Below are 26,898 nucleotides of genomic sequence, written 5' to 3'. Positions count from 1 at the left end.
CGCGCATGTCCTCCCGCCCCTTTATCTCCGTTGCTGTGGTCATGCGCCGCGAGCATCTGAACAACCGCTGGCAGCCCTGGCGCTGGTCCCTGGGCGAGGTCGTGCCGCATGAAGACGTGTTTGGCACCACGCCCCGCCTGTTGCGCCAGAGCGAGGCCGAGGAGCACTGGCTGTTCCCCGGCTTCGCCGTGGAGCTGTTCCGCGACGATGTCGAGGGCTACCACCTCAATCTGAGCGCGCCCGAGCCCTGTTGGTTCGTGCACTGGCGCATGGACGAGGAGCCTGGCGCGGACGGGCACCAGCTGGCGCGCCCGGTCGATGTGAGCCTGAGCTACCACGATGCGGGCCGATGGCTGGATGCGCAGGAAAACGTGGACCAAGTGCCCGCGCCCGACCCGGTGCGCGAATGGCTTCAGGCCTTCGTGACGGAGCACTACCAGCCCGAGCCCAAGCGCCGCCGCCGGCCTGAGAGCTTCCGCCCACTGACCGACCGGTTCGGCAACCCCGCTTCCATCTCCACGGGCAAGACGCGCGGAGGCGGCGGTGGCGGTGGCGCACCGGCAGAAGGCGAGGGCGGTCATGGCTGAGGGCTTCCTGGGCCGCTGGTCGCGACGCAAGCAGGAGGCGCGAGACCCCGAAACCGCTTCCCAGACCGAGGTGGAGGTTGCTGCGGCGCCCGTTCTGCCGCTACACCGCGAAGCACCTGTGCAGCAGCCTGCCGCACAGCCAGCAGCGCAACCGGCAGCCGCAGCGCGGCCGTTGCCCACGCTGCAGGACGTGCAGGCGCTCACGCCAGAGTCCGACTTCTCCAGCTTCGTGACGCGCGGCGTGGCGCCGGAGGTTCGCAACGCCGCCATGAAGAAGCTGTTCAGCGACCCGCACTTCAATGTGATGGATGGGCTGGATGTCTATATCGACGACTACACCCAGCCCACGCCGCTGCCGCTGAGCACGCTGCGTCAGCTCGCCAGCGCCAAAGTGCTGGGGCTGGTGCAGGAGGACGCGCCGCAGGAGCGCGCCAGCGCGGCAAAGGCCAGCCAGGGTGCTGGGGTGATCGAGCCGCAGCAGGCCGCGGGCGATCTCGATGTGGCACAGTCCGGCGTATGCAACGCCATTCCTAGCCCGCAGGCGCCGGATGCTGCACCGCAGCAGACCGCGCCCGCCAGCCACCTACCCGATGCCCAAGACGCTGATATGCGATTGCAACCGGACCATGCCTCTGGACCCCAGGGCACTGGGAACGGCTCTGCATGAGGAGCTGACGCTCCACTCCACCCTGTGCCGCCGCGAGGCCGGCGCCTTCCAGCAGGCCGTGCGCAGCGGCGAGACGGTACTTGTCGCCTGCACCCAGGAACAACGCCTGTTCACCGAACTGGCCGAGCAGACCGAAGGGGCCACTTCGCCCCTGCGCTTCGTCAACATTCGCGAGACCGGCGGCTGGAGCCACGATGCGCGCCAGGCCGGCCCCAAGATCGCTGCGTTGCTGGCGGCGGCCCATCTGCCAGAGCCCGAGCCTGTGCCCACCGTGAGCTTTCGCAGTGGTGGCCGCCTCTTGATCATCGGCGCGCTGGATGCCGCCGAGCGTGCGGCCACGCTGCTGGCCGACGTGCTGGACGTGACGCTGTTCGCGCAAGGCCCCGGTGATGCCGGTGGCCGGCAGGAGCGGCGCTTTCCCGTCCTGGGCGGGCGCGTTGTGTCACTCAAGGGTTGGCTGGGGCGATTTGCGCTGCAATGGACGGCGGACAACCCCATCGACCTGGACCTGTGCACGCGCTGCAATGCCTGCGTGACCGCCTGCCCCGAGAACGCCATCGGGCTCGATTACCAGATTGACATGACGGCCTGTACCGGCCACCGCGATTGCGTGAAGGCCTGCGCGGTGGCGGGTGCCATCCGCTTCGAGCGCGAGGCCGAGGTGCAGTCGCAGGACTTTGATCTGGTGCTGGACCTGCGCCCTGCCGGCGCCGGGCCCACCTTTTTGCAGCACGCGCTGCCGCAGGGGTACTTCCGCTGGGACGGGCAGGACCTGCAGGCGCTGCTGCGCCTGCGCGACCTGGTGGGTGAATTCGAGAAGCCCAAGTTTTTCAGCTACCGCCAGAAGCTCTGCGCCCACAGCCGCAACCGTGGGGTGGGCTGCAATGCCTGCGTGGACATTTGCTCGGCCGAGGCCATCAGCAGCGACCCCGTGCGCCAGCAGGTGGTGGTCAATCCACACCTGTGCGTGGGCTGCGGCGCCTGCACCACGGTCTGTCCCACGGGCGCCATGGGCTATGCCTACCCGTCCGCGCAGGACATGGGCACGCGCATCCGTACCCTGCTGTCCACTTACGCCCAGGCCGGCGGCCGACAGCCCAGCCTGCTGCTGCACAGCCAGGAGAGCGGGCAGCAGCTCGTGCATGAACTGGGACGCGCGGCCCAGTTGGGCGTGGCCCAGGGCGTGCCCGCGCACATGATCCCCGTGGCGCTGTGGCATACAGCCAGTGTCGGTATCGATCTGTGGCTCAGCGCTATCGCGCAGGGGGCGACACAGGTGGCGGTGCTGTTCACGGGAGACGAGGCACCGCAGTACGTGGAAGGCCTGCAGTCGCAGATGGCGGTGGCGCAGGCGTTGTTGCACGGCCTGGGCTATACGGGCACGCATCTGCATTGCGTGCATGCGCGCTCCGTGACCGATCTGGATGCGGGGCTGCGCGCGATCGGCGGCGCGTGCGGCAGCGTACCGGCGCAGGCCGCCCGCTTCACGCCGACCAATGACAAGCGCGCCACGCTGGAGCTGGCGCTGGATCATCTGGTGACCAATGCCCCCGCGCGCGAGTTGCCCGAGGCTATTGCGCTACCCAAGGGGCCATCTCCGTGGGGTACGGTGGTCGTGGACAAGGACCGCTGCACCCTGTGCCTGAGCTGCGTGAGCGCCTGCCCCGCCGGCGCGCTGCAGGACAATCCGCAGGCACCGCAACTGCGCTTCACTGAGCAGAATTGCGTGCAATGCGGCCTGTGCGAGCGCACTTGCCCCGAGAATGCCATCACGCTGCAGCCGCGCATGCTGCTCACGCCGGAGCGCGGCCAGCCGCGCGTGCTGAACGAGACCCAGCCCTATGGCTGCATCCGCTGCGGCAAGCCTTTCGGCACGCTGCAGGCCATCGAGGCCATGCTGGGCAGGCTGGCCGACCACCCGATGTTCCAGGGCGAGGCGCTGGAACGCCTCAAGATGTGCGGTGACTGCCGCGTGATTGACCTGTACTCCGCCCAGAACGAAGCGAAAGTGACCGACCTGTGAGCAGTCCCACCACAGCCCACCTCACCGCCCCGGCCACCACCTCCGCGCTGGATGAGGAAACCGCGCGCGCAGAGTTGTACGGCCTGTTGGCCCAGCTGTACTACGCCTCGCCCGATCCGGCGCTGCTGGATGCGTTGCGCGTCGCCGTGACCGAGGCGCCCGCCAGCGGCGCCTTTTTGCAGGAGCCTTGGCAGCAGCTCGTGGCCGTGGCGCGCGAGCTGACGGACGGCGCGGTGGCCGACGAGTACGACGCGCTCTTTGGCGGCGTGGGCAAGCCCGAGGTATTCCTGTACGGCTCGCACTACCTGAGCGGCTTCCTGAACGAAAAGCCCCTGGCGCGGCTGCGCACCGACCTGCAGCGGCTGGGCCTGGCCGCCCGGGAGGACATGCCCGATACCGAGGACCACATCGCCTACCTGTGCGAGGTGATGCGCTACCTGATCGCTGGTGACGATGGGGGCGTGTGCCACCTGGAGTCGCAGCGCACCTTCTTTGCCGCGCATATCCAGCCCTGGGTGCTGCAGTTGTGTGATGTGCTGGAGCAGCAGCCGCGGGCGCGCTTTTACGCCGTCCTGGCGCGGTTCACGCGTGCCTTCGTGGCTGTGGAGTCGCAGGGCTTCGACATGCTCGAGTAAGCGCGGCGCCGCACCTAGCGCGGAACGTACAACGGTGCAGCACGCCCATCGCCAAAGGCGAGCCCGGTCCTCGGGTGACGTTGCCGCATTGTGACCAATGTCATAGACTGTATGAATGCGGCTTCATACGCCGCGATTTTTCCGTTTTCTTGCCAGCATTCCTGGAGACAAAAATGCAGGACCGCCAGCCCACCCCTTCCCGTCGTCGTTTCTTTGCAGGTGCTGCCACCGTCGGTGCCGCAGCTGCTTCCGTGGCCGTGCTTCCGCGCATGGTGACCACCCCGCAGGCTGTGGTGGAACAGGCCCCGCGCCCTACCCCCGAGCGGGGCGGCGGCTACCACGAGTCGGACCATGTCCGCCACTACTACAACACCACCCGCATCTGATGCGGCACAGCGGGGTTCGCCATGTTGCTGACTAAAAAATCTTCCCATGCGCCGCAAGGTGCACAGGCCTCTTCCCCTTTCGTGCACAGCCTGCGGCGCGGACTCTCGCAGGCGCTGCCCACCATGGACCGCCGCGCGTTCCTGCGCCGCTCGGGCCTGGGGGTGGGGGTGGGCATTGCCGCTTCGCAGCTAACGCTGGTGCGCAAATCCCAGGCAGCCGAGGGTGCCAAGGTCGCCATCGGCGATACCAAGGTCGAGGTGCGTCGCACCGTGTGCACGCACTGCTCGGTGGGCTGCGCTGTGGACGCCGTGGTGGAAAACGGTGTCTGGGTGCGCCAGGAGCCAGTGTTTGATTCACCCATCAACCTGGGCGCTCATTGCGCCAAGGGCGCTTCGGTGCGCGAACATGGCCACGGCGAGTACCGCCTGCGCTATCCGATGAAGCTGGTCAACGGCAAGTACGAGCGCATCAGCTGGGATACCGCCCTCAACGAAATCACCGCCCGCATGAAGGAACTGCGCGAGGCCAGCGGCCCCGACAGCGTGTACTTCATCGGTTCGTCCAAGCACAGCAACGAGCAATCCTATCTGCTGCGCAAGTTTGTGAGCTTCTGGGGCTCCAACAACTGCGATCACCAGGCGCGCATCTGCCACTCGACCACGGTCGCGGGCGTGGCCAATACCTGGGGGTACGGTGCGATGACAAACTCGTACAACGACATGCAGAACAGCAAGTGCGCGTTGTACATCGGCTCGAATGCCGCCGAGGCCCACCCGGTGAGCATGCTGCACATGCTGCATGCCAAGGAAAACGGCTGCAAGATGATCGTGGTGGACCCGCGCTTCACCCGCACGGCCGCCAAGGCTGACGAATACGTGCGCATTCGCTCCGGCACGGACATTCCGTTCCTGTTCGGCCTGCTGTACCACATCTTCAAGAACGGCTGGGAAGACAAGAAGTACATCAACGACCGCGTCTACGGAATGGACAAGGTGCGCGAGGAGGTGCTCGCCAAGTGGACGCCCGACAAGGTCGAGGAGGCCTGTGGCGTGGGCGAGGCGCAGATGTACAAAGTGGCCGAGATGATGGCCAAGAACAGCCCGGCCACATTGGTGTGGTGCATGGGCCAGACGCAGCACAGTATCGGCAACGCCATGGTGCGTGCCTCGTGCATCGTGCAACTGGCGCTCGGCAACGTCGGCAAGAGCGGCGGCGGGGCCAACATCTTCCGTGGCCACGACAACGTGCAGGGCGCGACGGACGTCGGCCCCAACCCCGATTCACTGCCCGGCTACTACGGCCTGGCCGAAGGCTCGTGGAAGCACTTCGCCAACGCCTGGGGGGTCGACTTCGAGTGGATCAAGGGCCGCTACGCATCGCCCGCCATGATGAGCAAGAACGGCATCACCGTCTCGCGCTGGATCGACGGCGTGTTGGAGAAGAACGAGCTCATCGACCAGGATTCCAACCTGCGCGGTGTCTTCTACTGGGGTCATGCGCCCAACTCGCAGACGCGCGGCCTGGAGATGAAGCGCGCGATGGACAAGCTGGACCTGCTGGTGGTGGTTGATCCCTATCCGTCGGCCACGGCGGCCATGGCGGCCATGCCCGGCAAGCCAGAGGATCTGAATCCCAACCGGGCCGTGTACCTGCTGCCGGCCTGCACCCAGTTTGAAACCAGTGGTTCGGCCACGGCATCCAACCGCTCGCTGCAGTGGCGCGAAAAGGTCATCGAGCCGCTCTGGGAGAGCCGCAGCGACCACATGATCATGTACCAGTTCGCGCAGAAGCTCGGCTTCGACAAGGAACTGGTCAAGAACTACCAGATGCAGAAGGTCAAGGGCATGGACGAACCCGTGCCCGAGGACATCCTGCGTGAGATCAACCGCTGTGTCTGGACCATTGGCTACACCGGCCAGAGTCCGGAGCGCCTGAAGGCGCACATGAAGAACATGCACATGTTCGACGTGAAGACGCTCAAGGCCAAGGGCGGCAAGGACAAGGAAACCGGCTACGACTTTACGGGCGACTACTTTGGCCTGCCCTGGCCGTGCTTTGGCACGCCCGAGATGAAGCACCCGGGCTCGCCCAACCTGTACGACACCAGCAAGCATGTGATGGATGGCGGCGGCAACTTCCGCGCCAACTTCGGCGTGGAACGCGACGGCGTCAACCTGCTGGCCGAAGATGGCTCGCACTCGGTGGGCGCCGATCTCACCACCGGCTACCCCGAATTCGACCATGTGCTGCTCAAGAAGCTGGGCTGGTGGGCCGACCTCACCGAGGCGGAGCAGAAGGCGGCCGAGGGCAAGAACTGGAAGACCGACCCCTCGGGCGGCATCATCCGCGTGGCGATGAAGGTGCACGGCTGCCACCCGTTCGGCAACGCCAAGGCGCGCGCGGTGGTCTGGAACTTTCCAGACCCCATTCCGCAGCACCGCGAGCCCATCTACGGCACGCGTCCGGATCTCGTGGCCAAGTACCCCACGCACGATGACAAGAACGCGTTCTGGCGGCTGCCCACGCTCTACAAGAGCCTGCAGCAGAAGAACGTGGCCGACAAGGTGTACGAGAAATATCCGCTGATCCTTTCGTCCGGCCGTCTGGTCGAATACGAAGGCGGTGGCGAGGAAACCCGCTCCAACCCCTGGCTGGCCGAGCTGCAGCAAGAGTCGTTCGTCGAGATCAACCCCAAGACGGCGGCCGATCGCGGCATCCGCAACGGTGAGCGCGTTTGGCTCAGCACCCCCACGGGCGCGCGCCTGAATGTGCAGGCGCTGGTGACCGAGCGCGTGGCGCCGGATACCTGCTGGATGCCCTTCCACTTCTCGGGCCGCTGGCAGGGCCAGGACATGCTGGCCTATTACCCCAAGGGTGCGGCCCCCGTGGTGCGCGGCGAGGCGGTCAACACCGCCACCACCTATGGCTACGACAGCGTGACCATGATGCAAGAAACCAAGACCACGATCTGCAACGTGGAACGCGCATAAGGAGGCAGCGATGGCACGGATGAAATTCATTTGCGACGCGGAGCGTTGCATCGAGTGCAACAGCTGCGTGACGGCGTGCAAGAACGAGCACGAGGTGCCCTGGGGCGTGAACCGCCGCCGCGTGGTCACGCTCAACGACGGCGTGCCCGGCGAGAAGTCCATCTCGGTGGCCTGCATGCACTGCAGCGATGCCCCTTGCATGGCCGTCTGCCCCGTCAACTGCTTCTACCGCACGGAAGAGGGTGTGGTGCTGCATGACAAGGACGTATGCATTGGCTGCGGCTATTGCAGCTACGCCTGCCCGTTCGGTGCGCCGCAGTTCCCCTCGCAGGGCACTTTTGGTGTGCGCGGCAAGATGGACAAGTGCACCTTCTGTGCCGGTGGTCCCGAGGAGCACGGCAGCCAGGCCGAGTTCGAGAAGTACGGACGCAACCGTCTGGCCGAGGGCAAGCTGCCCGCCTGTGCCGAAATGTGCTCCACCAAGGCGCTGCTGGCCGGTGACGGCGACGTGGTCGCCGACATCTTCCGCACCCGCGTGGTCCAGCGCGGCAAGGGCGCCGAGGTCTGGGGCTGGGGCACGGCCTATGGTTCCAAGCAGGCCGGCCAGCCGCCGGCGGGAGCAAAGTCATGAAGACGCGTGCATGGCATGTTCTGGGCGCCCTGGGCGCAGCCGTGGCCCTGACGGCCTGCGGCGAGAAACCGCAGACCGGCGGCGGTGTGAAGTACGACGCACCGCCCTACGCGGGCACGGGCAGCAACTTCACTTCTCCCGACTGGAAGGCGGGCGATGCGGGCAGCTGGGAGCAAAAGCTCAAGACCCGCATGCAGTACGGCCAAAACGAATACAACCGCGTGCGGTGATGCGAGGTCTGCCATGAAACACCTCTTGTGTGCATTGCTGCTTGCCAGCGGTGCCGCGTGGGCGCAGGCCCCGGCGGCGCCCGCCAGCGACGCGGCAGCGCCCGCTGCGGCAGACGCTGCCCCTGTGCCGGCGGCGGTAGGTGCCGTCAAAAGCCAGAACATCTTCGACGTGAAGCCCGATGCCAGTGAGGAGCCGGGCTACGCCCAGCAGACCAACGGTGAGCGTGCCAAGGTTCAGCCGGGCAACAACGCGCCCATGTGGCGGCAGGTGCGAGATGGGGTGACGGGCTACAGCAGCCTGCCGGCGAGCCAGGCCCCTGAGGCCGGCAACCTGATCCAGCCGTTCGCGCAATACCCCGGCTCGCGCTACACCACGGCAGGCCAGGCGTGGCGCGAGGTGCGCAATAACTGGATCATTCCCTACGGCGCGGCCTTGCTGGGCATCACCGTGCTGGCGCTGGCCATCTTCTTCGTGACCAAGGGCACCCTGGGCCACGCGGATGCCGAGGCTGGCGGTCGCCGGATCGAGCGCTTTACGCCCTTCGAGCGCGCGGCGCACTGGTCCAATGCGATCGCCTTCGTCACGCTGGCCATCACGGGCATCCTGATGGCGTTCGGCAAGTTCTTCCTGCTGCCCGTGCTGGGTGCACAGCTCTTCGGCTGGTTGGCGTACGCGGCGAAGAACGTGCACAACTTCATGGGCCCGCTGTTCGCCGTGTCTCTCACGGTGATCATCATCACTTTCATCAAGGACAACATCGCCAACCGCGCGGACTTCGTCTGGCTGTCCAAGGCAGGTGGCATGTTCACCAACAAGGAAGTGCCATCGCACCGCTTCAACGCAGGCGAGAAGGGCATGTTCTGGTGGGGCATCACTATTCCCGGCGTGTTTGTTGTGCTATCGGGCCTGGTGCTCGACAAGTTGATCCCCGGCTGGGGCCTGCTGCGCGGAGAGATGCAGATCGCCCACATGGTGCACGCCACGCTGGCCCTCTGGATGATGGCGCTGCTGCTGGGTCACATCTACATGGGCACGATCGGCATGCGCGGGGCCTACAAGGCCATGAAGACCGGTTACGTGAGCGAGGCCTGGGCGCGCGAGCACCATGAGCTGTGGGCCGACGATGTCCGCAGCGGCAAGATTCCCGCACAGCGCAGTGGTGCGGCTACCGCCGCGCAAACCACGCCTTCCCACCCCGCCGTAGGAGGAACCTCATGATTTTTGCAGCAACTCTCGTGCGCCGCTGCACAGCGGGTCTGGCGCTGGCGTCGTTGGCCGGCGTGGCAGCCGCCAAGCTGCCGCCCCTGTCGCCCGAGGCACAGGCCAAGGCGGCAGAGACCGCCGCCAAGGCCGCATGGTCCGGCAAGGTGGACGCCTATAAGCTGTGTCAGGCACAAGACCGCGTGGTGGCGCACTACCGCCGCACCGCGCCGAACGCCGCGCCTGCGGTTTCTGCCCCCGCGTGCCTTGATCCGGGTCCTTTCAGCTACACGCCGCCGGAGGCCAAGCCGCTAGAGGCCGCGGGTGCTCACTCGCCTGCGGGCACTGCCACCAGCCCCCCCAACACGGCCGTGCCGGCCGCCGCCGCGTCGGCCCCCAAGAGCTGACCGAGCCGCCAGTCCGCGGTGCCTGGAGGCCCGTGGGCCGGAGACCGTGGCCTCTCTGTCCTGCACGCCCCGCCGCGCTCTGCGCGCCGGGGCGTCGTTACGTGTACGCTGCACCCATGACGCCAACGTCCCAACCACAGACCCTCTCTCGCCATGCCAGTGTGCCGCGGCTCACGCAGGCGGTTGCGCCGCTCACCCATGCGGTGCAAGCCATCAACGAAAGAGGCGAGCGCGAAGAGCTGCACATTCCCGCCGAACGCCCGCTCACGGTGTACGTGGATCGGCGCGAGCTGGTCACGCTGATGACGCTGGGCGCACACCCCGAGCTGCTGGTGTTGGGATACCTGCGCAACCAGCGGTTGGTGGATTCCGTGAAGGAGATCGAGTCCATCACCGTGGACTGGGAGGTCAACGCCGCCGCCGTCGCCACGCGCCGCGGCATCGCACGCATCGAAGAGCGCACCGCGCGCAAGGTCGTCACCACCGGCTGCGGCCAGGGCAGCGTGTTCGGCGGCTTGATGGACGAGGTGGCCGGCATACGCCTGCCTCCCGCGCAACTGACGCAGGCCGAGCTGTACGGCATCGTCAACGCCATCCGACTTCAGGAATCCACCTACAAGTCCGCCGGCTCGGTGCACGGCTGCGCCCTGTTCCAGGGGCCGCAGATGCTCGTCTTTGTGGAGGACGTGGGACGCCACAATGCCATTGACACCATTGCGGGCTGGATGTGGATGCAGCAGCCTGCCGAGGCCATGCAGGGCAGCGACAAAGTGTTCTACACCACGGGTCGCCTCACAAGCGAGATGGTCATCAAATCCGCCCAGATGGGGGTGCCCATCGTGGTGTCGCGCAGCGGTATGACGCAAATGGGGCATGCCGTGGCCAGCCAGCTGGGGCTGTGCGCCATCGGACGTGCGACCAATCGGCGCTTTCTCTGCTACAGCGGGGCGGATCGGCTGGTGCTGCAGCCAGAGCTGGCACAGGCGCCGCCTGTACCCGCTGCGTAGCGGCGCAAGGGGCCCTATGTGGCCAATGGCGGTCACTGAGGCACACATAGTGCCGGTGGCATGATGCACGCCATGCCCGCATCCCCCGCCTCCGCATCTTCGCAAGACTCGCCAACCGGCCGCATCGCTGTGCCATGGGCTCGCCTGGGCTGGCGCACGCTCTGGCGTGATCTGCGTGCGGGCGAGTTGCGCCTGCTCATGGTCGCCGTGACGCTGGCCGTGGCAGCGCTCACCTCGGTGGGTTTCTTCGCGGATCGGCTTCAGGGTGGCCTGGCGCGCGACGCACTGCAACTGCTGGGCGGCGACGCAGTGGTGGCCAGCGACAACCCCACGCCCGTCGCGTTTGTGGAGCAGGCACGGGCGCTGGGTTTGACGGGCGTGACCACCCTGAGCTTTCCCACCATGGGGCGCGCGCCCGACCTGCAGGGCGGCGCCAGCCGGCTGGTGGCGCTCAAGAGCGTGGAGCCGGGCTACCCGTTGCGCGGCCGCCTGCAGGTGGCGGACGCCCCTCAGCGCCCCGGCATTCCCACACAAAGCATTCCAGCGCAGGGCGAGGTCTGGGTGGACGCTCCGCTATTGGAGTCGTTGGCGCTCCAGTTGGGCGACTTCCTGCTGCTGGGGGACACGCAACTGCGCATCACGCGCATCATCACGCTGGAGCCCGACCGCGGGGCGGGCTTCATGAACTTTGCCCCGCGCGTGATGCTCAATGCGATGGATCTGCCCGCTACCGGGCTGGTACAGCCCGCCAGCCGTATCACTTACCGCTTTGCGGTGGCCGGCACACCGGACGCCGTCAAGCGCTTCACCGCCTGGGCCAGTGCGGCGGCGGCCGAGCCGGGCATGCGCGGCGTGCGTGTGGAGTCGCTGGACAGCGGTAGGCCTGAGATGCGCCAGACGCTGGACCGCGCGCAGAAGTTCCTCAACCTCGTGGCGTTGCTGGCGGCGTTGCTCTCGGCCGTGGCCGTGGCGCTGGCCGCCCGCGGCTTCGCCAACGAGCATCTGGACGCCGCCGCGCTGCTGCGCGTGCTGGGCCAGAGCCAACGCACGATTGCTGGCGCCTACGTGATGGAGTTCGCTTTGGTCGGCCTGTTCGCCAGCGCGCTGGGTGTGCTGCTGGGCTTTGCGGTGCACCATGTGTTCGTGTTGCTGCTCGCGGGGCTGGTGGAATCGGCACTGCCTGCGGCCAGCCTCTGGCCCGTGGCCTTCGGCGTGGGCGTGGGCCTCACGCTGATGTGCGCCTTCGGCCTGCCGCCGGTGCTGCAGCTGGCGCAGGTGCCGCCGCTGCGCGTGATCCGGCGTGACCTGGGGAATGTGCGGCCCACGTCCCTGGCTGTGCTGGGCCTGGGCGTGGCGGGGTTTGCAGCGCTGCTGCTGGTGGTCAGCCGCGACTGGAAGCTGGGCGCGATCGCCGTGGGTGGTTTCGCCGCAGCCGCGCTGCTGTTTGCCGTGCTGGCCTGGGCGGCCGTGGGGTTGCTGCGCAAGAGTGTGCGCGAGACCACCGCGCCGCGCTGGCTGGTGCTGGCCACGCGCCAGATCGCCGCGCGCCCCGCCTATGCCGTGGTGCAGGTCAGCAGTCTGGCGGTGGGGCTGCTGGCGCTGGTGCTGCTGGTGCTGCTGCGCACGGACCTCATCGCCAGCTGGCAGCGTGCCACGCCGGCCACGGCGCCCAACCGTTTCGTGATCAACATCCTGCCGGACCAGGCCGAGGCCTTTCGCCAGATGCTGCAGCGGGCGGGCGTGGCGCAGTACGACTGGTACCCCATGTTCCGCGGCAGGCTGGTGGCCATCAACGACCGCCCGGTGGGCATGGACGACTATGAGGACGACCGCGCCAAGCGCCTGGTGGACCGTGAGTTCAACCTCTCCAACGCCCACGACGCGCCGGAGCACAACCCCATCGTGGGCGGGCGCTGGAGCCCTGACGAGCACGGCGCCGTGAGCGTGGAGGAGGGTATCGCCAAGACGCTGGGCCTCAAGCTGGGCGATCGACTGCGCTTTGACATCGCCGGCGTGCAGAGCGAGGCGCGCATCACCAGCCTGCGCCAGGTGGACTGGAGTTCCATGCGTGCCAACTTCTTCGTGATGTACCCGGTGGCGCAGATGCCCGACGTGCCCTACACCTACCTGGCCGCCTACCGCGCACCGCAGCAGCCGGGCTTTGACAACGCGCTGGTGCATGCCTTCCCCAACATCACCAACGTGGACATGAGCGCCACGCTGGCCCAGGTGCAAGGGGTGCTGGCGCAGGTGATCCGCGCGGTGGAGTTTCTGTTTGCCTTCACGCTGGCGGCTGGGTTGGTGGTGCTGTTCGCGGCCGTCACCGCCACGCGCGAGGAGCGCGCACGCGAATTCGCCATCATGCGTGCCGTGGGCGCGCGTGCCAGCCTGCTGCGACAGGTGCAGCGTGCCGAACTGGCCGGCGTGGGCCTGCTGGCGGGCTTCCTGGCCAGTTGTGTGGCCGTGGCCGTGGGCTGGGCGCTGGCGCGCTATGTGTTCGACTTCAGCTGGACGGCCCAGTTCTGGGTGCCGATCGCCGGTGCGCTGGCGGGTGCGCTGCTGGCGCTGGCGGCGGGTTGGTGGGGTTTGCGCGAGGTGCTGCGCCGCCCCGTGGTACAGACGTTGCGCAGCGCAGCGCAGGAGTGAGGAGGGGCCATGCCGCAACACGACACGCCGCATTGGGAACCCGACTGGTCGCAGGCGCCCGAGGGCTGGGATTGGCTGGCGCAGGACGAAGACGGGCGCTGGTACTGGTACCGCACGCAGCCGCAGGTGGGCGTGGGCGGCGGCGTGTGGCGCTCCAACTCGCGCAACCAGCAGTACGCCGGCCAGGGCCTGCCCAACCCGGCCTGGGACGCCTCGCTGCGCCATCGTCAACAATGATTTTGATAGCTGCCAGCGCTTGCTGGTATTGCGCTGGAGGCCAATTTGCTTATTGACGCAGACGAGAGTGCCGATCTGGCTGCCGCGCTGTGTCGGGCCCTGGGCGTGGCCGAGGGGGGGCCGGTGGAGCATGTGCAGACGCACCTGTCGCATCTGCTGCTGACCCCTACGCATGCCTACAAGCTCAAGAAGCCGCTGCACCTGCCCTTTGCGGATTTCCGCACGCTGCAGGCGCGGCGCCATTTCTGCGGCGAGGAACTGCGTCTGAACCAGCGCCTGGCGCCCATGCTCTACCGGGACATACTGCCGGTGGTGGGCAGCGCCAAGGCGCCGCGCCTGGGGAGCGTGGAGCAAGCCGGCAACGCTATCGACTGGGTGCTGCGCATGCGCCGCTTTCCCAAGGGCAGCGAGGCCGACGCCCTGGTGCGCGCCGGCGCGCTGCTGCCCGCGCAGGTGGACGCGTTTGCCGCGCATCTCGCGCGCTTTCACGTCGGCGCGCCGGTGGCGCCGCCGGATGGCGGCTGGGGCACGGCCGTGCAGGTGGAGCAGGCCATCACCGGCGTGCTGGACACGCTGGCGCCGCTGCTCGGCGAAGCCGAGCGCGCGCGGCTGGCGGCGCTGCGCACGTGGTTCAGCGCGCGCCAGCCCACGCTGGCCCAGTGCTGGGCCGTGCGCCACGCCACGGGCCATGTGCGCGAAGGCCATGGGGACCTGCACCTGGGCAACGTGGTGCTGCTGGCGGGTGCGCTCACCGCCTTCGACTGCATCGAGTTCAGCCCGCCGCTGCGCTGGATCGACACGCTGGCCGACGCGGGTTTCTTCAGCATGGACCTGCATGCCCATGGCCGGTCGGACCTGGCCTGGCGCTTCCTGGACGGCTACCTGGCGGTGACGGGCGACTATGCCGGCCTGGCCGTGCTGCGCCCCTACGAGATCTACCGCGCGCTGGTGCGGGCCATGGCCGCGCGCCTGCGTGCCGCGCAGGGTCTGGCGGGGACATCGGGGCCGGACTATCTGGCTTGCGCCGAACGCCTGGCCGCGCCGCTGGCCCCCCGCCTGCTGATCACCTACGGACTGTCGGGGTCTGGCAAGTCCACCCTCGCCGCCGCGCTGCTGGAGCAAGGTGCCGTGCGCCTGCGCTCGGATGTAGAGCGCAAGCGCCTGTATGGCCTGGCGGCGCTGGACAGCTCCGCCGCGCGGGGTGTGGACATCTATACCTCCGAGGCCTCGCGGCGCACCTTCGCGCACCTGCGCCAGCAGGCCCGCGCCGTGCTGCAGGCAGGCTACCCGGTGATCGTGGACGCGGCCTTCCTGCACCGGCGCGAGCGCGACGCCTTTCGCGCGCTGGCAAGCGAATTGGACGTTCCGTTCACCATCCTGCATTGCCATGCGGACCCACAGCAACTGCGCGAGCGCGTGCTGCGCCGCAGCGCGGCCGGCACCGACCCGTCGGAGGCTAGCCTGGCCGTGCTCGCGCGCCAGCAGGACAGCGCCGAGCCACTGGCGCCCGACGAGCAGGCACAGGTGCTGGACGTGGCCACCGACCGGGCATGGGATGCGGTGGCGCTGTGCGGCCGTTGGCAGGCGGCGGGCCGTGGCGCGGAGGGTGGTGCTTGATGTGTGTCAACATGTCCCGTATCGCCAGTGGCATGCTGAAACCATGAACACCACCCCTCTCTCCGATTCCCAACGCGAACAGCTGCGCGGTGTGCTGGAGCAGCGCAAGCAGCAATTGCTGGCCGAACTGGGCGAGGCCCAGCGCGACACGCTGGCCGTGGCCACCAACCGCGCCGATGCCGAGCGGCTGGACGACCGCAAGGACCAGGCCGACCGCATGGCGCAAGCCACCGTGCGCGACGCCGAGGCCACGCGCGACCACGACGAGCTGGTGGCGGTGCGCGCGGCCCTGGCACGCCTGGCCGACGGCAGCTATGGCGAGTGCACCGACTGCGGCCAGCCCGTGGGCGTGGCCCGCCTGCTGGCCCAGCCCGCGGCGGCGCGCTGCATTGCCTGCCAGTCCAAGGCCGAGGCGCGCGGCGAGCGTTGACAGCCCTGAGGAAGCGGCGCCGGCGCCGGCCCGCTTTCTACAATGGCGCGTATGTCAGCACCTGATTCCGCGCCGTCCGCCCCCACGCCTGCCACACCGTTCGAGCGGATCGGCGGTGAGCCGCGCATCCGCCAACTGGTGGACCGTTTCTACGACCTCATGGACCTGGAGCCCGGCTACGCCGAGCTGCGTGCCAGCCACGGCACTACGCTGGATGACGCGCGCGACAAGCTGTTCTGGTTCCTCTGCGGTTGGCTGGGCGGGCCCGACCACTACCAGAGCCGCTTCGGCCACCCGCGTTTGCGCGCGCGCCACATGCCGTTTTCCATCGGCATCCTGGAGCGGGACCAGTGGGTCGCCTGCATGGACCAGGCTATGGGGGAAGTGGGCGTGTCCGACGACCTGCGCGCGCGCCTGAACGAGAGCTTCATGGGCACGGCCGACTGGATGCGCAACCGCGGCGGTTGAAATAGCTATTGATTCAATAGCTATTGGCGCTTGTAGCAAGCGCGGTGAAGACGGATGCGACATGTGGACCCGCGGCGTCACATGCCTGTCAAACCCGCCCTACAGACTCTGGCGTTTTATCCACCACCAGGGTCTTCCATGCAGGACACTTTCTTGCGCGGCCAGCCATTTGCCGCGCGCCTTGCCTTTGTTTTCCCCCGTCGCCATGCGCTGGGCGCGCTGGCCTGTGCCGCGCTGCTGGCAGCCTGCGGCGGCAACGACGATGATGGCGACAGCTCCGCCGCCACGCCCGCCACGGCCACGCTGGCCGTGCTGGAAACCACCGATCTGCACTTCAACGTGCGCAGCTTCGACTACTTCAAGCTGGCTGAGGACAAGACCTACGGCTTCGAGCGCACGGCCACGCTGGTGCGCGCCGCGCGCAAGGAGTTCGCCAACACCCTGCTGGTGGACAACGGCGACACCATCCAGGGCACGGCTCTGGCCGACTACGAGGCCACGGTCAGCCCCATCCCCTGCACGCAGCAGCTGTCCATGTACAAGGCCATGGGCGCGCTGGGATTTGACGCGGGCACGCTGGGCAACCATGAGTTCAACTATGGCCTGCCGTTCCTGAACCAGGTGCTGGGCGGCGGCCTGGAGGTGGACGGCGTGGACGCCACCAAGAAATGTGCGGGCAACGGCTATCCCGCCGTGCTGGCCAACGTGTACAGCAGCAAGACCAAGAAGCCCCTGGTGCAGCCCTACACAGTGCTGGAGCGCACGCTGGTGGCCAAGTCCAGCGACGGCAAGGAGGTCCAGCTGCCCATCAAGATCGGTGTGATCGGTTTCACCACGCCGGGCATCATGAACTGGGACAAGCGCTTCCTGGAGGGCAAGGTCTACACCGAAGGCGCCGTGGAGGCCGCGCAGAAGTACGTGCCCGAGCTGCGTGCCAAGGGTGCCCAGCTGGTCGTCGCGCTGCTGCACGGCGGCCTGGACGCCAGCAGCTACTCGCCCACCATGGAGAACCCGGGCCTGCACCTGTCCAAGGTGCCGGGCATCGACGCCATGGTCATGGGCCACCAGCACAGCGTGTTCCCGGACCTGTCGGCCAAGCCCGCCTTCACGCAGGCTGGCGTGGACAACAAGGCCGGCACCATCAATGGCGTGCCTGCTGTGATGGCCAGCTCCTGGGGCAAGTCGCTGGGCGTGATCCAGCTTGCGCTGAAGTGGGACGGCAAGGCCTGGAGCGTGGACAAGGCCGCCAGCAAGAGCGAGCTGCGCAACATCCAGACCAAGGACGCCGCAGGCGCCAACGTATTCGTGGCCGCCGACCCCGCCGTGGCACCGCTGATCGAGAGCCAGCACCAGGCCGCCATCAACTACGTGAAGACGCCGATCGGCAACACCGACTTCCGCATGAGCACGCTGTTTGCCGACGTGGGCGACCCCGGCGCGATCCAGATCGTGAACCAGGCGCAGCAGGCCTACGTGGCGGCCTACATCCAGGCCAACCTGCCGCAGTACGCGCAGCTGCCCGTGCTGTCGGTGAGCGCGCCGTTCAAGTCGGGCTTCCAGGGCGGCAAGGACTTCACCGACGTCGCGGCCGGCCCGCTGGCCATCTACAACGCGGCCGACCTGTACCTGTACCCCAACACCGTTTACGCAGTGAAGGTGAACGGCGCCGACATCAAGGACTGGCTGGAGGCCGCCGCCAAGCGCTTCAACCAGATCGACCCCGCCAAGGCCGGCGAGCAGGCGCTCATCAGCACCTTCCCTGGCTACAACTTCGACATGTTCACCACTGCGGACGTGCAGTACGAGATCGACGTGACGCAGCCCGTGGGCAGCCGCATCAAGGGCCTGACCTACAAGGGCCAGCCCATCGACCCGGCGCAGGAGTTCGTGATCGCCACCAACAACTACCGCGCCACCAGCGGCAAGAGCTTCATCCCGAAGCTGGACGGCTCGGCCACCATCTGGGCCTCGCCGGATGCCAACCGCGATGTGGTCATCGAGTACGTGCGCAAGAACCCGCAGGTCACGCGCGTAGCCAACGGCGCGGCCAAGAGCTGGCGCTTCACCCAGGTGACGACCGCGGGCGACGTGGTGTTCAGCTCCGGTGCGGACGCGCTGCCCGTGGCCCAGGCCGCGGGGCTGGCCGGTGTGTCGCTGCTCGCGGCCGATGACGGCTCGGGCAAGGGCATGGCCAAGTACAAGATCGACCTGTCCAAGTAAGCGCTGCGCGTCCCCCGCACGGGGGCTGGCCCACGGTGGTGCACGCCCCCGTGGGCCTTTTGCTTCTAAAACAATAGCTGCTGGCGCTTGATGGATAAGCGCTGAAGACTGTTTTGGCTTGAAGTGCTGGTCGTCAGCCGCCCGGCCTGCGCCGCCCGGGCTGCAGCAGCACCACCAGCGCGCCTGCGCCGCCGTCCAGCGGCCGCGCCTGCACGAAGGCCAGTACCTCTTTCTTTTGCACCAGCCAGCGCTGCACCCGGCCCTTGAGCACCGGTGTGCGGCCCGGCGACCCCAACCCCTTGCCATGCACCACGCGCACGCAGCGCAGGCCCGTGCGGTGCGCCAGGCGGATGAAATCGCCCAGCGCCTCGCGCGCCTCGTCGGTGCGCAGGCCGTGCAGGTCCAACTGGCGCTGGATGCTCCAATGCCCTCCGCGCAGCTTGCGCGTCACGTCCAGCCCGATGCCCGGGCGGCGAAAGCTGAGCTGGTCGTCCACATCCAGCAGCGTGGTCACGTCGAACTCGTCGCTCAGCGACTCGCGCAGCACGCGCTCTTCGTCCAGCGCGCGCTGCACGGGCAGCGGCTCGGGCGGCTCGGGCGTGGACCAGCGCCGCTCCTGTCCCCGCTTGAGCGGCCGCACGGGGCCCACCGCGTCGGCGAACAGGTGGCGCTCGGCGCGGGCGCGCCGCTCGGCCTCGCGGTGCAGGCGCTCGCGCTCGGCCCGCTGCTGCGCGGCCTCCTGCAGCGCGCGGCGCAGGGGCTTGAGGTCGGCGAAGGAACGGGCGGTGAGGGCGGCGTTCATGGGCTGGGGGCGGTTGTACCGCATCGTCCATGCCCGCCCTGGGGGTCCAGGTATTCGGCGGCAATGAACTGCGTGACCTGCGCGGGGTTGAAGTTGTCGTCGCTCACGAAGACCAGCACGCAGCTGCCCGCCGTGCTGCCGCCTGCGCCACCGCCGGGCAGGGACGGGCCCCAGGTCATGCCTTCCAGGTTGTCCACATCCAGGCCCAGGGCGGCGAAGTCGGCCACCAGGGTCTTGGGGGGGCTGTGGTGGTTGGCGGGGGTGAGCGCATCCAGCGCCAGCGTGTCGCTGCCCGCGCGCGTGTCGATGCGGTACAGCCGCGCGGCAAAGCCGGCGCCGGCGCTGTAGGCGCGCTCCAGCACCAGCAGGTGGTGCGCACCATCGGCCAGGATCTCGCTCACGCCGTTCATTTGCGGTCCCCAGGGCAGGCGGCGGGCCTGGGGCACGGCGTCGGGCTGGTAGGCGATCTGGCGCAGCGCTTGGCCGCTGACCAGGTCGATGGCCGTGATGCGCACTGGTGCACCGCCCGATGCGGGCGTGGCCGGGGGGCCGTCCTGGCGCCAGGGCAGTTCCATGGACAGCCACGCGGTGCGGCCATCGGGCGCCAGGGCCAGGCCCTCCAGCGTGCCGTTGCTGCGCGGTCCGCTGCCGGCCTGGGGCGTGAAGCGGGCGGGCAGGGCGACATCGCGCACGGCCGCGCCGTCGGCGCGGCTTACGCGCAGTTGCGGGCCGAAGCCGCGGCTGAAGTCGCCCTCGCTGGTCCACACGAACTGCGCGCCGCCGGGCAGCCAGCGCACGGCCTCTGCGTCGGGCACGTCCACGCCGGGGTGCGCCCTCAGCCACGGCGCGTAGGGCCGGCCGCCAGCATGCAGAAGCGTATGCACGCCGGTGAATTCGGGCGGGGCGAGGGCGGTGGCGTCGTAGCGCAGCCGGGCGGTGTAGATGCGCGCCGGGTCATGGCTGGAGCGGTCGTCGCTGATGAGCAGGTAGGTGTCTTGCGCAGCGTTGTAGTCGATGCCGGAGAGGCCGCCCACCGTGGTGCCGCCATAGCGGGTGAGCGGCGGCACGGTGGCGGTGCCGATGAGCCGCAGCAGCGGGGCCTGGGCCGGCGGCTGCGGGGGCGGCAGGCGTGTGGCCAGCGGGGCGCAACCCGCCATGGCCAGCAGCAGCGCCTGGGCCAGTACGCGCCGCGCGCGCCCCGGTGCGCTCACACCAGCCCTTGCTCGGCCATGGACAGGGCCGCGCCTGGCGCCACGATCACATGGTCGAGCACGCGCACGTCCACCAGCGCCAGCGCGGCCTTCAAGGTCTGGGTCAGCGCCTCGTCGGCGCGGCTGGGCTGCACTCTGCCGCTGGGGTGGTTGTGCGCCAGCACCACGGCGGCGGCATGGTGGTGCAGGGCGCGCAGCACCACTTCACGAGGGTAGACCGAGGTCTGCGTGAGCGTGCCCCGGAACAGCTCTTCCATGGCGATCAGGCGGTTGCCGCTGTCCAGGAACAGCACGGCGAACACCTCGTGCGTGCGCCCCGCCAGGTGCAGCTGCAGGTAGTGCTGGACGGCCTGCGGCGAGTCGAACACCTCGCGCTCGCGCAGCTGCTGGGCCATGGCGCGGCGGGCGAGTTCCAGCACGGCCATCAGCTCGGCGCGCTTGGCGGGGCCCAGGCCCTTGATGCGCTGCAGGTCCTGGCTGCTGGCGTGCAGCAGCCCGGCAATGCCGCCAAAGCCGCCGCCGGCGCTGCGGCCCGTGGCGGGATCGCGCACGGGATCATCCAGCAGCTCCTGGGCCAGCTGCAGCACGCCCTTGCCCGCCAGGCCCGTGCGCAGCAGGATGGCCAGCAGCTCGGCGTCGGACAGCGCGGCGGGGCCGCGTGCGAGCAGCTTTTCGCGGGGCTGGGCATCCAGCGGCAGGTCTTTGAGGGGCATGGCGCGGTGGGCGCCGCCCCGGCATACGGCCGTGGGGGCTTGCCCGGTTTTCTACAATGCCGGCAGTTTATCGAGAGCTTTCATGACCGCAGACGCCTTCGCATCCTCGTCCACCGTGCCCACTGTGCAACAGGGCTCGTTCCTCACGCTGCACTACCGCCTGGCCGGCCCGGCGGGTGACGTGATCAATACCTTCGAGGACAAGCCCGCCACGCTGTCGGTCGGCACGGGCGAGCTTTCGCCCGCGCTGGAGCAGCGCCTGATCGACCTGCCCGAGGGCGCGCGCGCCACGTTCGAGCTGGCCGCGGGCGAGGCTTTCGGCGAGCGCAACCCCGACATGCAGCAGTGGGTGGCCAAGAAGCTGCTGAACGAGCTGGGCGACCCCCACGAGGAATACACCGTGGGCGACGTGGTGCAGTTCCCCACGCCCGACGGCACGGGCCAGTACGCCGGCGTGGTGCTGGAGGTGCGCGAAGACGGCGCCGTGCGCTTTGACTTCAACCACCCGCTGGCGGGCGTGCCCGTCACCTTCGAAGTGCTGCTCATCGGCGTGCTCTGAACGGGACGCCGCCATGCAAAAACCCCAGGAAATCGTTCTGGCCGAGCCGCGCGGCTTTTGCGCGGGGGTGGACCGGGCCATCGAGATCGTCGAGCGCGCCATCGCCAAGTTCGGCGCGCCCATCTACGTGCGTCACGAGATCGTGCACAACACCTACGTGGTGAACGACCTGAAGGCCAAGGGCGCGATCTTCATCGAGGACCTGGACGAGGTGCCGCCCGGCGCCACGCTGATCTTCTCGGCCCACGGCGTGAGCCGCGCTGTTCAGGACGAGGCGCGCGCGCGGGGTTTCACCATCTTCGACGCCACCTGTCCGCTGGTGACCAAGGTGCACGTCGAAGTAGCCAAGCTGGCCAAGGAAGGCTACGAGTTCATCATGATCGGCCACAAGGGGCACCCCGAGGTCGAGGGCACCATGGGCCAGCTGGACCATGGCATCCACCTGGTGGAAGACGTGGCCGACGTGGCCCGTGTGCAGCCCGCGCAGACCGAGAAGCTGGCCGTGGTCACGCAGACCACGCTCAGCGTGGACGACGCGGCCGAGATCACCGCCGCCGTGCGCGAGCGCTTTCCGTCGATCCGCGAGCCCAAGCAGCAGGACATCTGCTACGCCACGCAGAACCGCCAGGACGCGGTGAAGCTGCTCAGCCCGCAGGTGGACCTGGTGGTCGTGGTGGGCAGCCCCACCAGCTCCAACAGCAACCGCCTGCGCGAGCTGGCAGCGCGCCTGGGTACGCCGGCCTACATGATCGACAGCGTGGACGAGCTGCGCCACGAGTGGTTTGACGGCATCTCCCGCGTGGGCCTCACGGCCGGTGCGTCGGCACCCGAGGTGCTGGTGCAGGCCGTGATCACGCGCATCAAGGAACTGGGCGCGGTGGCCGTGCGCAAGCTGGACGGCATCGAGGAAACCGTGAAATTCCCGCTGCCCAAGGGCCTGAAGCTGGACACCGCAACGGGCCTGGAGATCACCGAGCGCCCGCCCGAAACCGGCCCGGGCGGACACTGAACGCACTTTCTCGCCCGCTAAAGCCGGGCGTCGCGGGGCTGCACGAACCCTGTCTGCGACAGCTTTGCTTCATTATTGATAGCTGCTCGCGCTTGATGGATAAGCGCTAATGGCATATTTGACATCTGTATTGCAATGCCTGCGCGTGGGTGGGGCATGTGGCGCCGGATGGCCAATCCCCCGCAGAATGTAGGCCTCTTTACAATTTCCGCTTCTTCACACCGTGGGGGCACGCTGGGCCCCCTGCATATGGAAATAGCAATACTGTTCGCCCTCATCCTGCTCAATGGCGTGTTCGCCATGTCCGAGCTGGCTCTGGTCTCCGCGCGTAAGACGCGCCTGCAGAAGCTGATCGATGAGGGCGATAGCGGGGCGATCGCAGCGGCCAAGCTGGGTGAGAACCCCACGCGCTTTCTCTCCACCATCCAGATCGGCATCACCTCGATCGGCGTGCTCAACGGCATCGTGGGCGAGTCGGCCCTGGCCAAGCCGCTGGGCGAGTGGCTGCTGGGCCTGGGGGTGGAGCCGCAACTGGCCGGCTACCTGGCCACGGGCCTGGTGGTGGTGCTGATCACCTACTTCTCGATCGTCGTGGGCGAGCTGGTGCCCAAGCGGCTGGGCCAGAGCTACCCCGAGACGCTGGCGCGCGTCGTGGCGCGCCCCATCAACTGGCTGGCGCTCGCCACCAAGCCTTTCGTGCGCCTGCTGTCGATCTCCACCGAGGGGCTGCTGCGCGCCCTGGGGGTGAAGGAGTATTCCGCCAGTGCCGTGACGGAGGACGAAATCCACGCCGTGCTGGCTGAGGGCACGAGTGCCGGCGTGATCGAGTCGCACGAGCACCAGATGGTGCGCAACGTGTTCCGCCTGGACGACCGGCAGATCGGCTCGCTGATGGTGCCGCGCGCGGACGTGGTGTTCCTGGATGTGGAGGAGCCTTTCGAGGAGAACCTGCGGCGCATCGAGGAGTCCGACCATGCGCGCTTTCCGGTGGTGCGCGGCGGCATGGAGAACATCCTGGGCGTGCTCAACGCGCGCCAGTGGCTGTCGCGCACGGTGCGCGATGCCCAGGCGCGCGACCTGACGACCCAGCCGCTGCAGACGGCGCTGTACGTGCCCGAGACCATCAATGCCATGGAACTGCTGGACAACTTCCGGCAGTCCGACGTGCAAATGGCATTCGTCATCGACGAATACGGCGAGGTGCAGGGCATCGTGACCGTGCAGGACATCATCGAGGCCATCACGGGCGAGTTTCAGCCGCGCGACCCCGAAACCTCCTGGGCCATGGAGCGCGAGGACGGCAGTTGGCTACTGGACGGCCACATCCCCGTGCCCGAGCTCAAGGACCGGCTGCAGTTGGCCACCGTGCCCGAAGAGGACCGCGGCCGTTACCACACGCTCAGCGGCATGGTCATGCTGCTCACCGGCAAGCTGCCCAAGGTCACCGACACGGTGCAGTGGGAACGCTGGCGCTTCGAGGTGGTGGACATGGACGGCAAGACCATCGACAAGGTGCTGGCCTCCCGCCTGCCCGATGAGGAGGCCAGCGCCGATCCCGCGAGCGGCGACTGAGGCTCAACTCCACAGGTCCAGTGGCGGGTCCGCCGCCACCGCGCGCAGGATGTCGGTGCGCGAGATGAAACCCGCGAGCAACCCACGCTCATCCGTCACCGGCAGGCCGGGCAGGCCGGTGTCCAGCAGCACGCCCGCCACGCGGCGCAGTTCCGTGTCCGCAGCCACCGTGGGCACGGGACTCACCATCACTTCGGAGACCGGCCGGCGCGCGAGCTCAATGGCCTGCTTGACCGCGCCGGGCTCGGGCAGCAGTTCCAGGGGCGCCATGTCAGCGCGCAGCAGCAGGCCCACCACTTGGCCCTGATCATTCACTACGGGGGCCTGTGCGATTTCGTGCTCGGCCAGCGTCTGCCACGCATCGTTCACGCGCTGATCGGGGGCCACCGTGAGCGCGCCCGTGGTCATCACGTCGCCCACGCGCGACAACGGCTGACGCGGTTGGACGGGCCCCTGCTCGGTCTGCACATAGGCCGATACGGCCTCCAGCAGGCGCAGGGGCTTGGGCGTCGCCGTCTGCGCCGTGGCGGGAGGTGCTGCGGTCGCAACAGGTGCCGTGTCGCTGTCCAGGGCGCGTGTGCGCAGTGCTTGGGGGCGGTGCACGCGCCGCACCGGCGCCACCTGCGCCAGCTTGTCCGGTCCACCCCGGTAGATTTGCCCCGAAGGGCCGAACACGAAAAACATGGCTTTGCCTCCTGACCCCTGGCCAATGCACCCGCATTGGTGGTGCATTGCCATGTTATCGGCGCGAAACGCCGCGGCTTTCGCCCCAGTACGCTCTTAGCATGCTGGGCTGCGCCACTAAAATCGCCGCCTATGCTAGACATCCTCCTCCTTCGCAAAGACCTCGCATCGGCCGTCGCACGGCTGGAAACCCGCAAGAAGCCCCAGGCCTTCCTGAATGTGGAGGCGTTCCAGGCCCTCGAGTCCGAGCGCAAGACCATCCAGATGCGCACCGAGGAGTTGCAGTCGCAGCGCAACCAGCTGTCCAAGCAGATCGGCATGCTCATGGGCAAGGGTGAGAAGGACGCCGCCGAGGCTGCGAAAGCCCAGGTGGCCGCGATCAAGGCGGAACTGGACGGTTCTGCCACCCGGTTGGATCAGATCCAGGGCGAACTGCAGACGATGCTGGCCGCCGTCCCGAATCTGCCGCACGAGAGCGTGCCCGTGGGGTCGGACGAGAGCGCCAACGTGGAGGTGCGCCGCTGGAGCCCCGATGGCCAACAGCCGCGCAGCCTGGGCTTCACCCCCAAGGACCATGTGGACCTGGGCGAGCCGCTGGGCCTGGACTTCGACATGGGCGTGAAGCTCTCGGGATCGCGCTTCACGGTGATGAAGGGGGGCATCGCGCGCCTGCACCGGGCCCTTGCGCAGTTCATGCTGGACGTGCAGACCCAGGAGCACGGCTACACCGAGTGCTACGTGCCCTACGTCGTCAATGCGGACTCGCTCAAGGGCACGGGCCAATTGCCCAAGTTCGAGGGCGACCTCTTCGCGGCCCAGAAGGGCGGTCAGGATGCCGAGCCCGTACCCGACAACGCGCAGCTGTACCTCATCCCCACGAGCGAGGTGCCCCTGACCAACTTCGTGCGCGACGAAGTCTTGGCCGAGGCCCAGCTGCCGCTCAAGCTCACGGCCCATACGCCCTGCTTTCGGTCGGAAGCCGGCAGCTACGGCCGGGACACGCGCGGCATGATCCGCCAGCACCAGTTCGACAAGGTCGAGATGGTGCAGATCGTGCATCCCGACAAGAGCTACGAGGCGCTGGAGGAAATGACCCGCCATGCTGAGGCTGTGCTGCAGAAGCTGGGCCTGCCCTACCGCGTGATGAGCCTGTGTACGGGCGACATGGGCTTTGGCGCCGCCAAGACCTACGACCTGGAAGTGTGGCTACCCGCCCAGAACACCTACCGTGAGATCAGTTCGGTGAGCAACTGCGAAGCCTTCCAGGCCCGCCGCCTGCAGGCGCGCTTCAAGAACGCGCAGGGCAAGAACGAGCTGGTGCACACCCTCAACGGGTCTGGCCTGGCCGTGGGCCGCACGCTGGTGGCGGTGCTGGAGAACTACCAGAACGAGGACGGCAGCGTGACCATTCCTGAGGTGCTGCGCCCCTACATGGGCGGTCAAGCCACGCTATCGGTCTGAAATTTCCTGCTTGAATCGCGGGCTCGACACACAGGAGAGGTGGTAGTGTGGTCGACTGTACCTAATTCGAAATCAGGCGTAGTGGCAACACCACCGTGGGTTCGGATCCCACCCTCCACTGCGAGTATTCATATCAGACGGGCCCGAGTGGCCCGTTTTGCATTTCTACATTCCGCTTTATCTATCGCAGCGGCGAGCGAGTCGCGGTGCGGCTAGCAGTTGGTTTGGTATTTTTCATTTCCAGCTTGCCGCGTACACACGCTGCATGACGGCAATGTGAGAGTGTTTGAGGCATTGGGCGGTATCGCTACATTGGCTTCGAGCCAAGGGGCAGCGCCGTCAACCGAGCGGCAACGTCCCATCCACCGTTGGCCGGACGAGTGAGGGGTAGCGCGAGGGGGAGAGGTGCCGGACGGGCCGCTATGCGGTGCGTGACATCAGACTGCGGAGGTGGGGATGACTTCCTCCTTTGGAACGCGAACAGCTCAGATATTTCTTGCGGCA

Annotated in this window: 25 protein-coding genes and 1 tRNA gene; 22 read left to right on the top strand and 4 right to left on the bottom strand. The window is 67.9% G+C overall.

The window, feature by feature from the left end:
• Window positions 1-5: 5 nt before the first annotated feature.
• From AC1PPL_RS18960 to AC1PPL_RS18880, 17 genes are all read left to right on the top strand, one after another.
• The gene (locus AC1PPL_RS18960) at window positions 6-587 is read left to right on the top strand and encodes a DUF3305 domain-containing protein (protein WP_123676220.1); all 582 of its coding nucleotides are present in this window, start codon (window positions 6-8) and stop codon (window positions 585-587) included.
• Window positions 580-1,254, top strand: a complete 675-nt coding sequence (locus AC1PPL_RS18955; RefSeq protein WP_123676277.1) for a DUF3306 domain-containing protein — start codon at window positions 580-582, stop codon at window positions 1,252-1,254. Before AC1PPL_RS18960 ends, AC1PPL_RS18955 begins: the two co-directional genes overlap by 8 nt.
• Window positions 1,214-3,277 (top strand): 4Fe-4S dicluster domain-containing protein, encoded by a 2,064-nt coding sequence (locus AC1PPL_RS18950; RefSeq protein ID WP_479973931.1) that lies wholly within the window; start codon window positions 1,214-1,216, stop codon window positions 3,275-3,277. Before AC1PPL_RS18955 ends, AC1PPL_RS18950 begins: the two co-directional genes overlap by 41 nt.
• On the top strand, window positions 3,274-3,912 hold the full coding sequence (locus AC1PPL_RS18945) for a TorD/DmsD family molecular chaperone (protein ID WP_123676222.1): 639 nt from the start codon (window positions 3,274-3,276) through the stop codon (window positions 3,910-3,912). Before AC1PPL_RS18950 ends, AC1PPL_RS18945 begins: the two co-directional genes overlap by 4 nt.
• Window positions 3,913-4,085: 173 nt before the next feature.
• Entirely contained in the window at window positions 4,086-4,298 is a 213-nt protein-coding gene (locus AC1PPL_RS18940; RefSeq protein WP_015914109.1) for a formate dehydrogenase, read from the top strand.
• 21 nt (window positions 4,299-4,319) lie between these two features.
• The gene (locus tag AC1PPL_RS18935; RefSeq protein ID WP_015914108.1) at window positions 4,320-7,289 is read left to right on the top strand and encodes a formate dehydrogenase subunit alpha; all 2,970 of its coding nucleotides are present in this window, start codon (window positions 4,320-4,322) and stop codon (window positions 7,287-7,289) included.
• A 10-nt stretch (window positions 7,290-7,299) separates the two neighbouring features.
• Entirely contained in the window at window positions 7,300-7,920 is a 621-nt protein-coding gene (gene fdh3B, locus AC1PPL_RS18930) for a formate dehydrogenase FDH3 subunit beta (protein WP_011806563.1), read from the top strand.
• Window positions 7,917-8,150: a lipoprotein gene (locus tag AC1PPL_RS18925; RefSeq protein WP_047349804.1), complete on the top strand. Its 234-nt coding sequence runs from the start codon at window positions 7,917-7,919 to the stop codon at window positions 8,148-8,150. Before fdh3B ends, AC1PPL_RS18925 begins: the two co-directional genes overlap by 4 nt.
• 13 nt (window positions 8,151-8,163) lie before the next feature.
• Window positions 8,164-9,369 (top strand): formate dehydrogenase subunit gamma, encoded by a 1,206-nt coding sequence (locus AC1PPL_RS18920; protein WP_088888447.1) that lies wholly within the window; start codon window positions 8,164-8,166, stop codon window positions 9,367-9,369.
• Entirely contained in the window at window positions 9,366-9,758 is a 393-nt protein-coding gene (locus tag AC1PPL_RS18915; protein ID WP_015914106.1) for a hypothetical protein, read from the top strand. The genes AC1PPL_RS18920 and AC1PPL_RS18915 overlap by 4 nt, the downstream gene beginning before the upstream one ends.
• A 116-nt stretch (window positions 9,759-9,874) precedes the next feature.
• A complete protein-coding gene (locus AC1PPL_RS18910) occupies window positions 9,875-10,765 on the top strand; it encodes a formate dehydrogenase accessory sulfurtransferase FdhD (protein WP_479973930.1) in 891 nt (296 codons plus the stop codon).
• A gap of 72 nt (window positions 10,766-10,837) precedes the next feature.
• Window positions 10,838-13,411, top strand: a complete 2,574-nt coding sequence (locus AC1PPL_RS18905; RefSeq protein ID WP_479973929.1) for an ABC transporter permease — start codon at window positions 10,838-10,840, stop codon at window positions 13,409-13,411.
• 9 nt (window positions 13,412-13,420) lie between these two features.
• Window positions 13,421-13,648, top strand: coding sequence for a hypothetical protein (locus AC1PPL_RS18900; RefSeq protein WP_015914103.1), 228 nt, complete (start codon window positions 13,421-13,423; stop codon window positions 13,646-13,648).
• Between the two features lie 45 nt (window positions 13,649-13,693).
• Complete coding sequence (locus tag AC1PPL_RS18895; protein WP_479973928.1) at window positions 13,694-15,265, top strand: bifunctional aminoglycoside phosphotransferase/ATP-binding protein; 1,572 nt, start codon at window positions 13,694-13,696, stop codon at window positions 15,263-15,265.
• Window positions 15,266-15,308: 43 nt separating this feature from the next.
• Entirely contained in the window at window positions 15,309-15,695 is a 387-nt protein-coding gene (locus AC1PPL_RS18890; protein ID WP_088888450.1) for a TraR/DksA family transcriptional regulator, read from the top strand.
• Window positions 15,696-15,737: 42 nt separating this feature from the next.
• Window positions 15,738-16,163, top strand: a complete 426-nt coding sequence (locus AC1PPL_RS18885; protein ID WP_123676225.1) for a group II truncated hemoglobin — start codon at window positions 15,738-15,740, stop codon at window positions 16,161-16,163.
• A gap of 138 nt (window positions 16,164-16,301) precedes the next feature.
• Window positions 16,302-18,383, top strand: coding sequence for a bifunctional 2',3'-cyclic-nucleotide 2'-phosphodiesterase/3'-nucleotidase (locus AC1PPL_RS18880; protein WP_287924241.1), 2,082 nt, complete (start codon window positions 16,302-16,304; stop codon window positions 18,381-18,383).
• Between the two features lie 133 nt (window positions 18,384-18,516).
• On the opposite strand, the gene AC1PPL_RS18875 is transcribed toward AC1PPL_RS18880, so the two are convergent.
• From AC1PPL_RS18875 to radC, 3 genes are read right to left on the bottom strand one after another with little or no spacing between them, the layout of a single operon-like run.
• Window positions 18,517-19,185, bottom strand: a complete 669-nt coding sequence (locus AC1PPL_RS18875) for a Smr/MutS family protein (RefSeq protein WP_479973927.1) — start codon at window positions 19,183-19,185, stop codon at window positions 18,517-18,519.
• Complete coding sequence (locus AC1PPL_RS18870) at window positions 19,182-20,396, bottom strand: esterase-like activity of phytase family protein (protein ID WP_479973926.1); 1,215 nt, start codon at window positions 20,394-20,396, stop codon at window positions 19,182-19,184. The genes AC1PPL_RS18875 and AC1PPL_RS18870 overlap by 4 nt, the downstream gene beginning before the upstream one ends.
• Window positions 20,393-21,109 (bottom strand): RadC family protein, encoded by a 717-nt coding sequence (gene radC / locus AC1PPL_RS18865; protein WP_479973925.1) that lies wholly within the window; start codon window positions 21,107-21,109, stop codon window positions 20,393-20,395. The genes AC1PPL_RS18870 and radC overlap by 4 nt, the downstream gene beginning before the upstream one ends.
• Before the next feature lie 82 nt (window positions 21,110-21,191).
• Between radC and AC1PPL_RS18860 the strand changes: the two genes are divergently transcribed.
• The 3 genes from AC1PPL_RS18860 to AC1PPL_RS18850 all read left to right on the top strand — a co-directional run bounded on the left by AC1PPL_RS18860 (window position 21,192) and on the right by AC1PPL_RS18850 (window position 24,249).
• Window positions 21,192-21,668: an FKBP-type peptidyl-prolyl cis-trans isomerase gene (locus AC1PPL_RS18860; protein WP_123676228.1), complete on the top strand. Its 477-nt coding sequence runs from the start codon at window positions 21,192-21,194 to the stop codon at window positions 21,666-21,668.
• A gap of 13 nt (window positions 21,669-21,681) precedes the next feature.
• Window positions 21,682-22,677, top strand: coding sequence for a 4-hydroxy-3-methylbut-2-enyl diphosphate reductase (gene ispH / locus AC1PPL_RS18855; protein WP_479973924.1), 996 nt, complete (start codon window positions 21,682-21,684; stop codon window positions 22,675-22,677).
• Window positions 22,678-22,926: 249 nt separating this feature from the next.
• Window positions 22,927-24,249, top strand: coding sequence for a hemolysin family protein (locus tag AC1PPL_RS18850; RefSeq protein ID WP_088888455.1), 1,323 nt, complete (start codon window positions 22,927-22,929; stop codon window positions 24,247-24,249).
• A gap of 3 nt (window positions 24,250-24,252) precedes the next feature.
• Here AC1PPL_RS18850 and AC1PPL_RS18845 read toward each other — a convergent pair whose 3' ends face one another.
• Complete coding sequence (locus AC1PPL_RS18845) at window positions 24,253-24,933, bottom strand: CBS domain-containing protein (protein ID WP_287806051.1); 681 nt, start codon at window positions 24,931-24,933, stop codon at window positions 24,253-24,255.
• A 132-nt stretch (window positions 24,934-25,065) separates the two neighbouring features.
• Between AC1PPL_RS18845 and serS the strand changes: the two genes are divergently transcribed.
• Complete coding sequence (gene serS / locus AC1PPL_RS18840; protein WP_011806545.1) at window positions 25,066-26,394, top strand: serine--tRNA ligase; 1,329 nt, start codon at window positions 25,066-25,068, stop codon at window positions 26,392-26,394.
• Window positions 26,395-26,427: 33 nt separating this feature from the next.
• A tRNA-Ser gene (locus tag AC1PPL_RS18835) sits at window positions 26,428-26,512 on the top strand.
• Window positions 26,513-26,898: the final 386 nt, after the last annotated feature.

It is taken from the genome of Diaphorobacter sp. B2A2W2 (assembly GCF_056730635.1).
Note: the sequence above shows the minus strand (reverse complement) of the source record. Positions and strands in the feature narration are given on the sequence as shown.

What these genes read in the sequence shown, in the direction of transcription:
- AC1PPL_RS18845 (WP_287806051.1), bottom strand. Translation starts at nt 24,933, where the DNA reads ATGTTTTTCGTGTTCGGCCCTTCGGGGCAAATCTACCGGGGTGGACCG.
- fdh3B (WP_011806563.1), top strand. Translation starts at nt 7,300, where the DNA reads ATGGCACGGATGAAATTCATTTGCGACGCGGAGCGTTGCATCGAGTGC.
- AC1PPL_RS18860 (WP_123676228.1), top strand. Translation starts at nt 21,192, where the DNA reads ATGACCGCAGACGCCTTCGCATCCTCGTCCACCGTGCCCACTGTGCAA.
- AC1PPL_RS18875 (WP_479973927.1), bottom strand. Translation starts at nt 19,185, where the DNA reads ATGAACGCCGCCCTCACCGCCCGTTCCTTCGCCGACCTCAAGCCCCTG.
- AC1PPL_RS18955 (WP_123676277.1), top strand. Translation starts at nt 580, where the DNA reads ATGGCTGAGGGCTTCCTGGGCCGCTGGTCGCGACGCAAGCAGGAGGCG.
- AC1PPL_RS18890 (WP_088888450.1), top strand. Translation starts at nt 15,309, where the DNA reads ATGAACACCACCCCTCTCTCCGATTCCCAACGCGAACAGCTGCGCGGT.
- AC1PPL_RS18880 (WP_287924241.1), top strand. Translation starts at nt 16,302, where the DNA reads ATGCAGGACACTTTCTTGCGCGGCCAGCCATTTGCCGCGCGCCTTGCC.
- AC1PPL_RS18850 (WP_088888455.1), top strand. Translation starts at nt 22,927, where the DNA reads ATGGAAATAGCAATACTGTTCGCCCTCATCCTGCTCAATGGCGTGTTC.
- AC1PPL_RS18920 (WP_088888447.1), top strand. Translation starts at nt 8,164, where the DNA reads ATGAAACACCTCTTGTGTGCATTGCTGCTTGCCAGCGGTGCCGCGTGG.
- AC1PPL_RS18900 (WP_015914103.1), top strand. Translation starts at nt 13,421, where the DNA reads ATGCCGCAACACGACACGCCGCATTGGGAACCCGACTGGTCGCAGGCG.
- AC1PPL_RS18940 (WP_015914109.1), top strand. Translation starts at nt 4,086, where the DNA reads ATGCAGGACCGCCAGCCCACCCCTTCCCGTCGTCGTTTCTTTGCAGGT.
- radC (WP_479973925.1), bottom strand. Translation starts at nt 21,109, where the DNA reads ATGCCCCTCAAAGACCTGCCGCTGGATGCCCAGCCCCGCGAAAAGCTG.
- AC1PPL_RS18960 (WP_123676220.1), top strand. Translation starts at nt 6, where the DNA reads ATGTCCTCCCGCCCCTTTATCTCCGTTGCTGTGGTCATGCGCCGCGAG.
- serS (WP_011806545.1), top strand. Translation starts at nt 25,066, where the DNA reads ATGCTAGACATCCTCCTCCTTCGCAAAGACCTCGCATCGGCCGTCGCA.
- ispH (WP_479973924.1), top strand. Translation starts at nt 21,682, where the DNA reads ATGCAAAAACCCCAGGAAATCGTTCTGGCCGAGCCGCGCGGCTTTTGC.
- AC1PPL_RS18910 (WP_479973930.1), top strand. Translation starts at nt 9,875, where the DNA reads ATGACGCCAACGTCCCAACCACAGACCCTCTCTCGCCATGCCAGTGTG.
- AC1PPL_RS18885 (WP_123676225.1), top strand. Translation starts at nt 15,738, where the DNA reads ATGGCGCGTATGTCAGCACCTGATTCCGCGCCGTCCGCCCCCACGCCT.
- AC1PPL_RS18925 (WP_047349804.1), top strand. Translation starts at nt 7,917, where the DNA reads ATGAAGACGCGTGCATGGCATGTTCTGGGCGCCCTGGGCGCAGCCGTG.
- AC1PPL_RS18905 (WP_479973929.1), top strand. Translation starts at nt 10,838, where the DNA reads ATGCCCGCATCCCCCGCCTCCGCATCTTCGCAAGACTCGCCAACCGGC.
- AC1PPL_RS18935 (WP_015914108.1), top strand. Translation starts at nt 4,320, where the DNA reads ATGTTGCTGACTAAAAAATCTTCCCATGCGCCGCAAGGTGCACAGGCC.
- AC1PPL_RS18915 (WP_015914106.1), top strand. Translation starts at nt 9,366, where the DNA reads ATGATTTTTGCAGCAACTCTCGTGCGCCGCTGCACAGCGGGTCTGGCG.
- AC1PPL_RS18950 (WP_479973931.1), top strand. Translation starts at nt 1,214, where the DNA reads ATGCCTCTGGACCCCAGGGCACTGGGAACGGCTCTGCATGAGGAGCTG.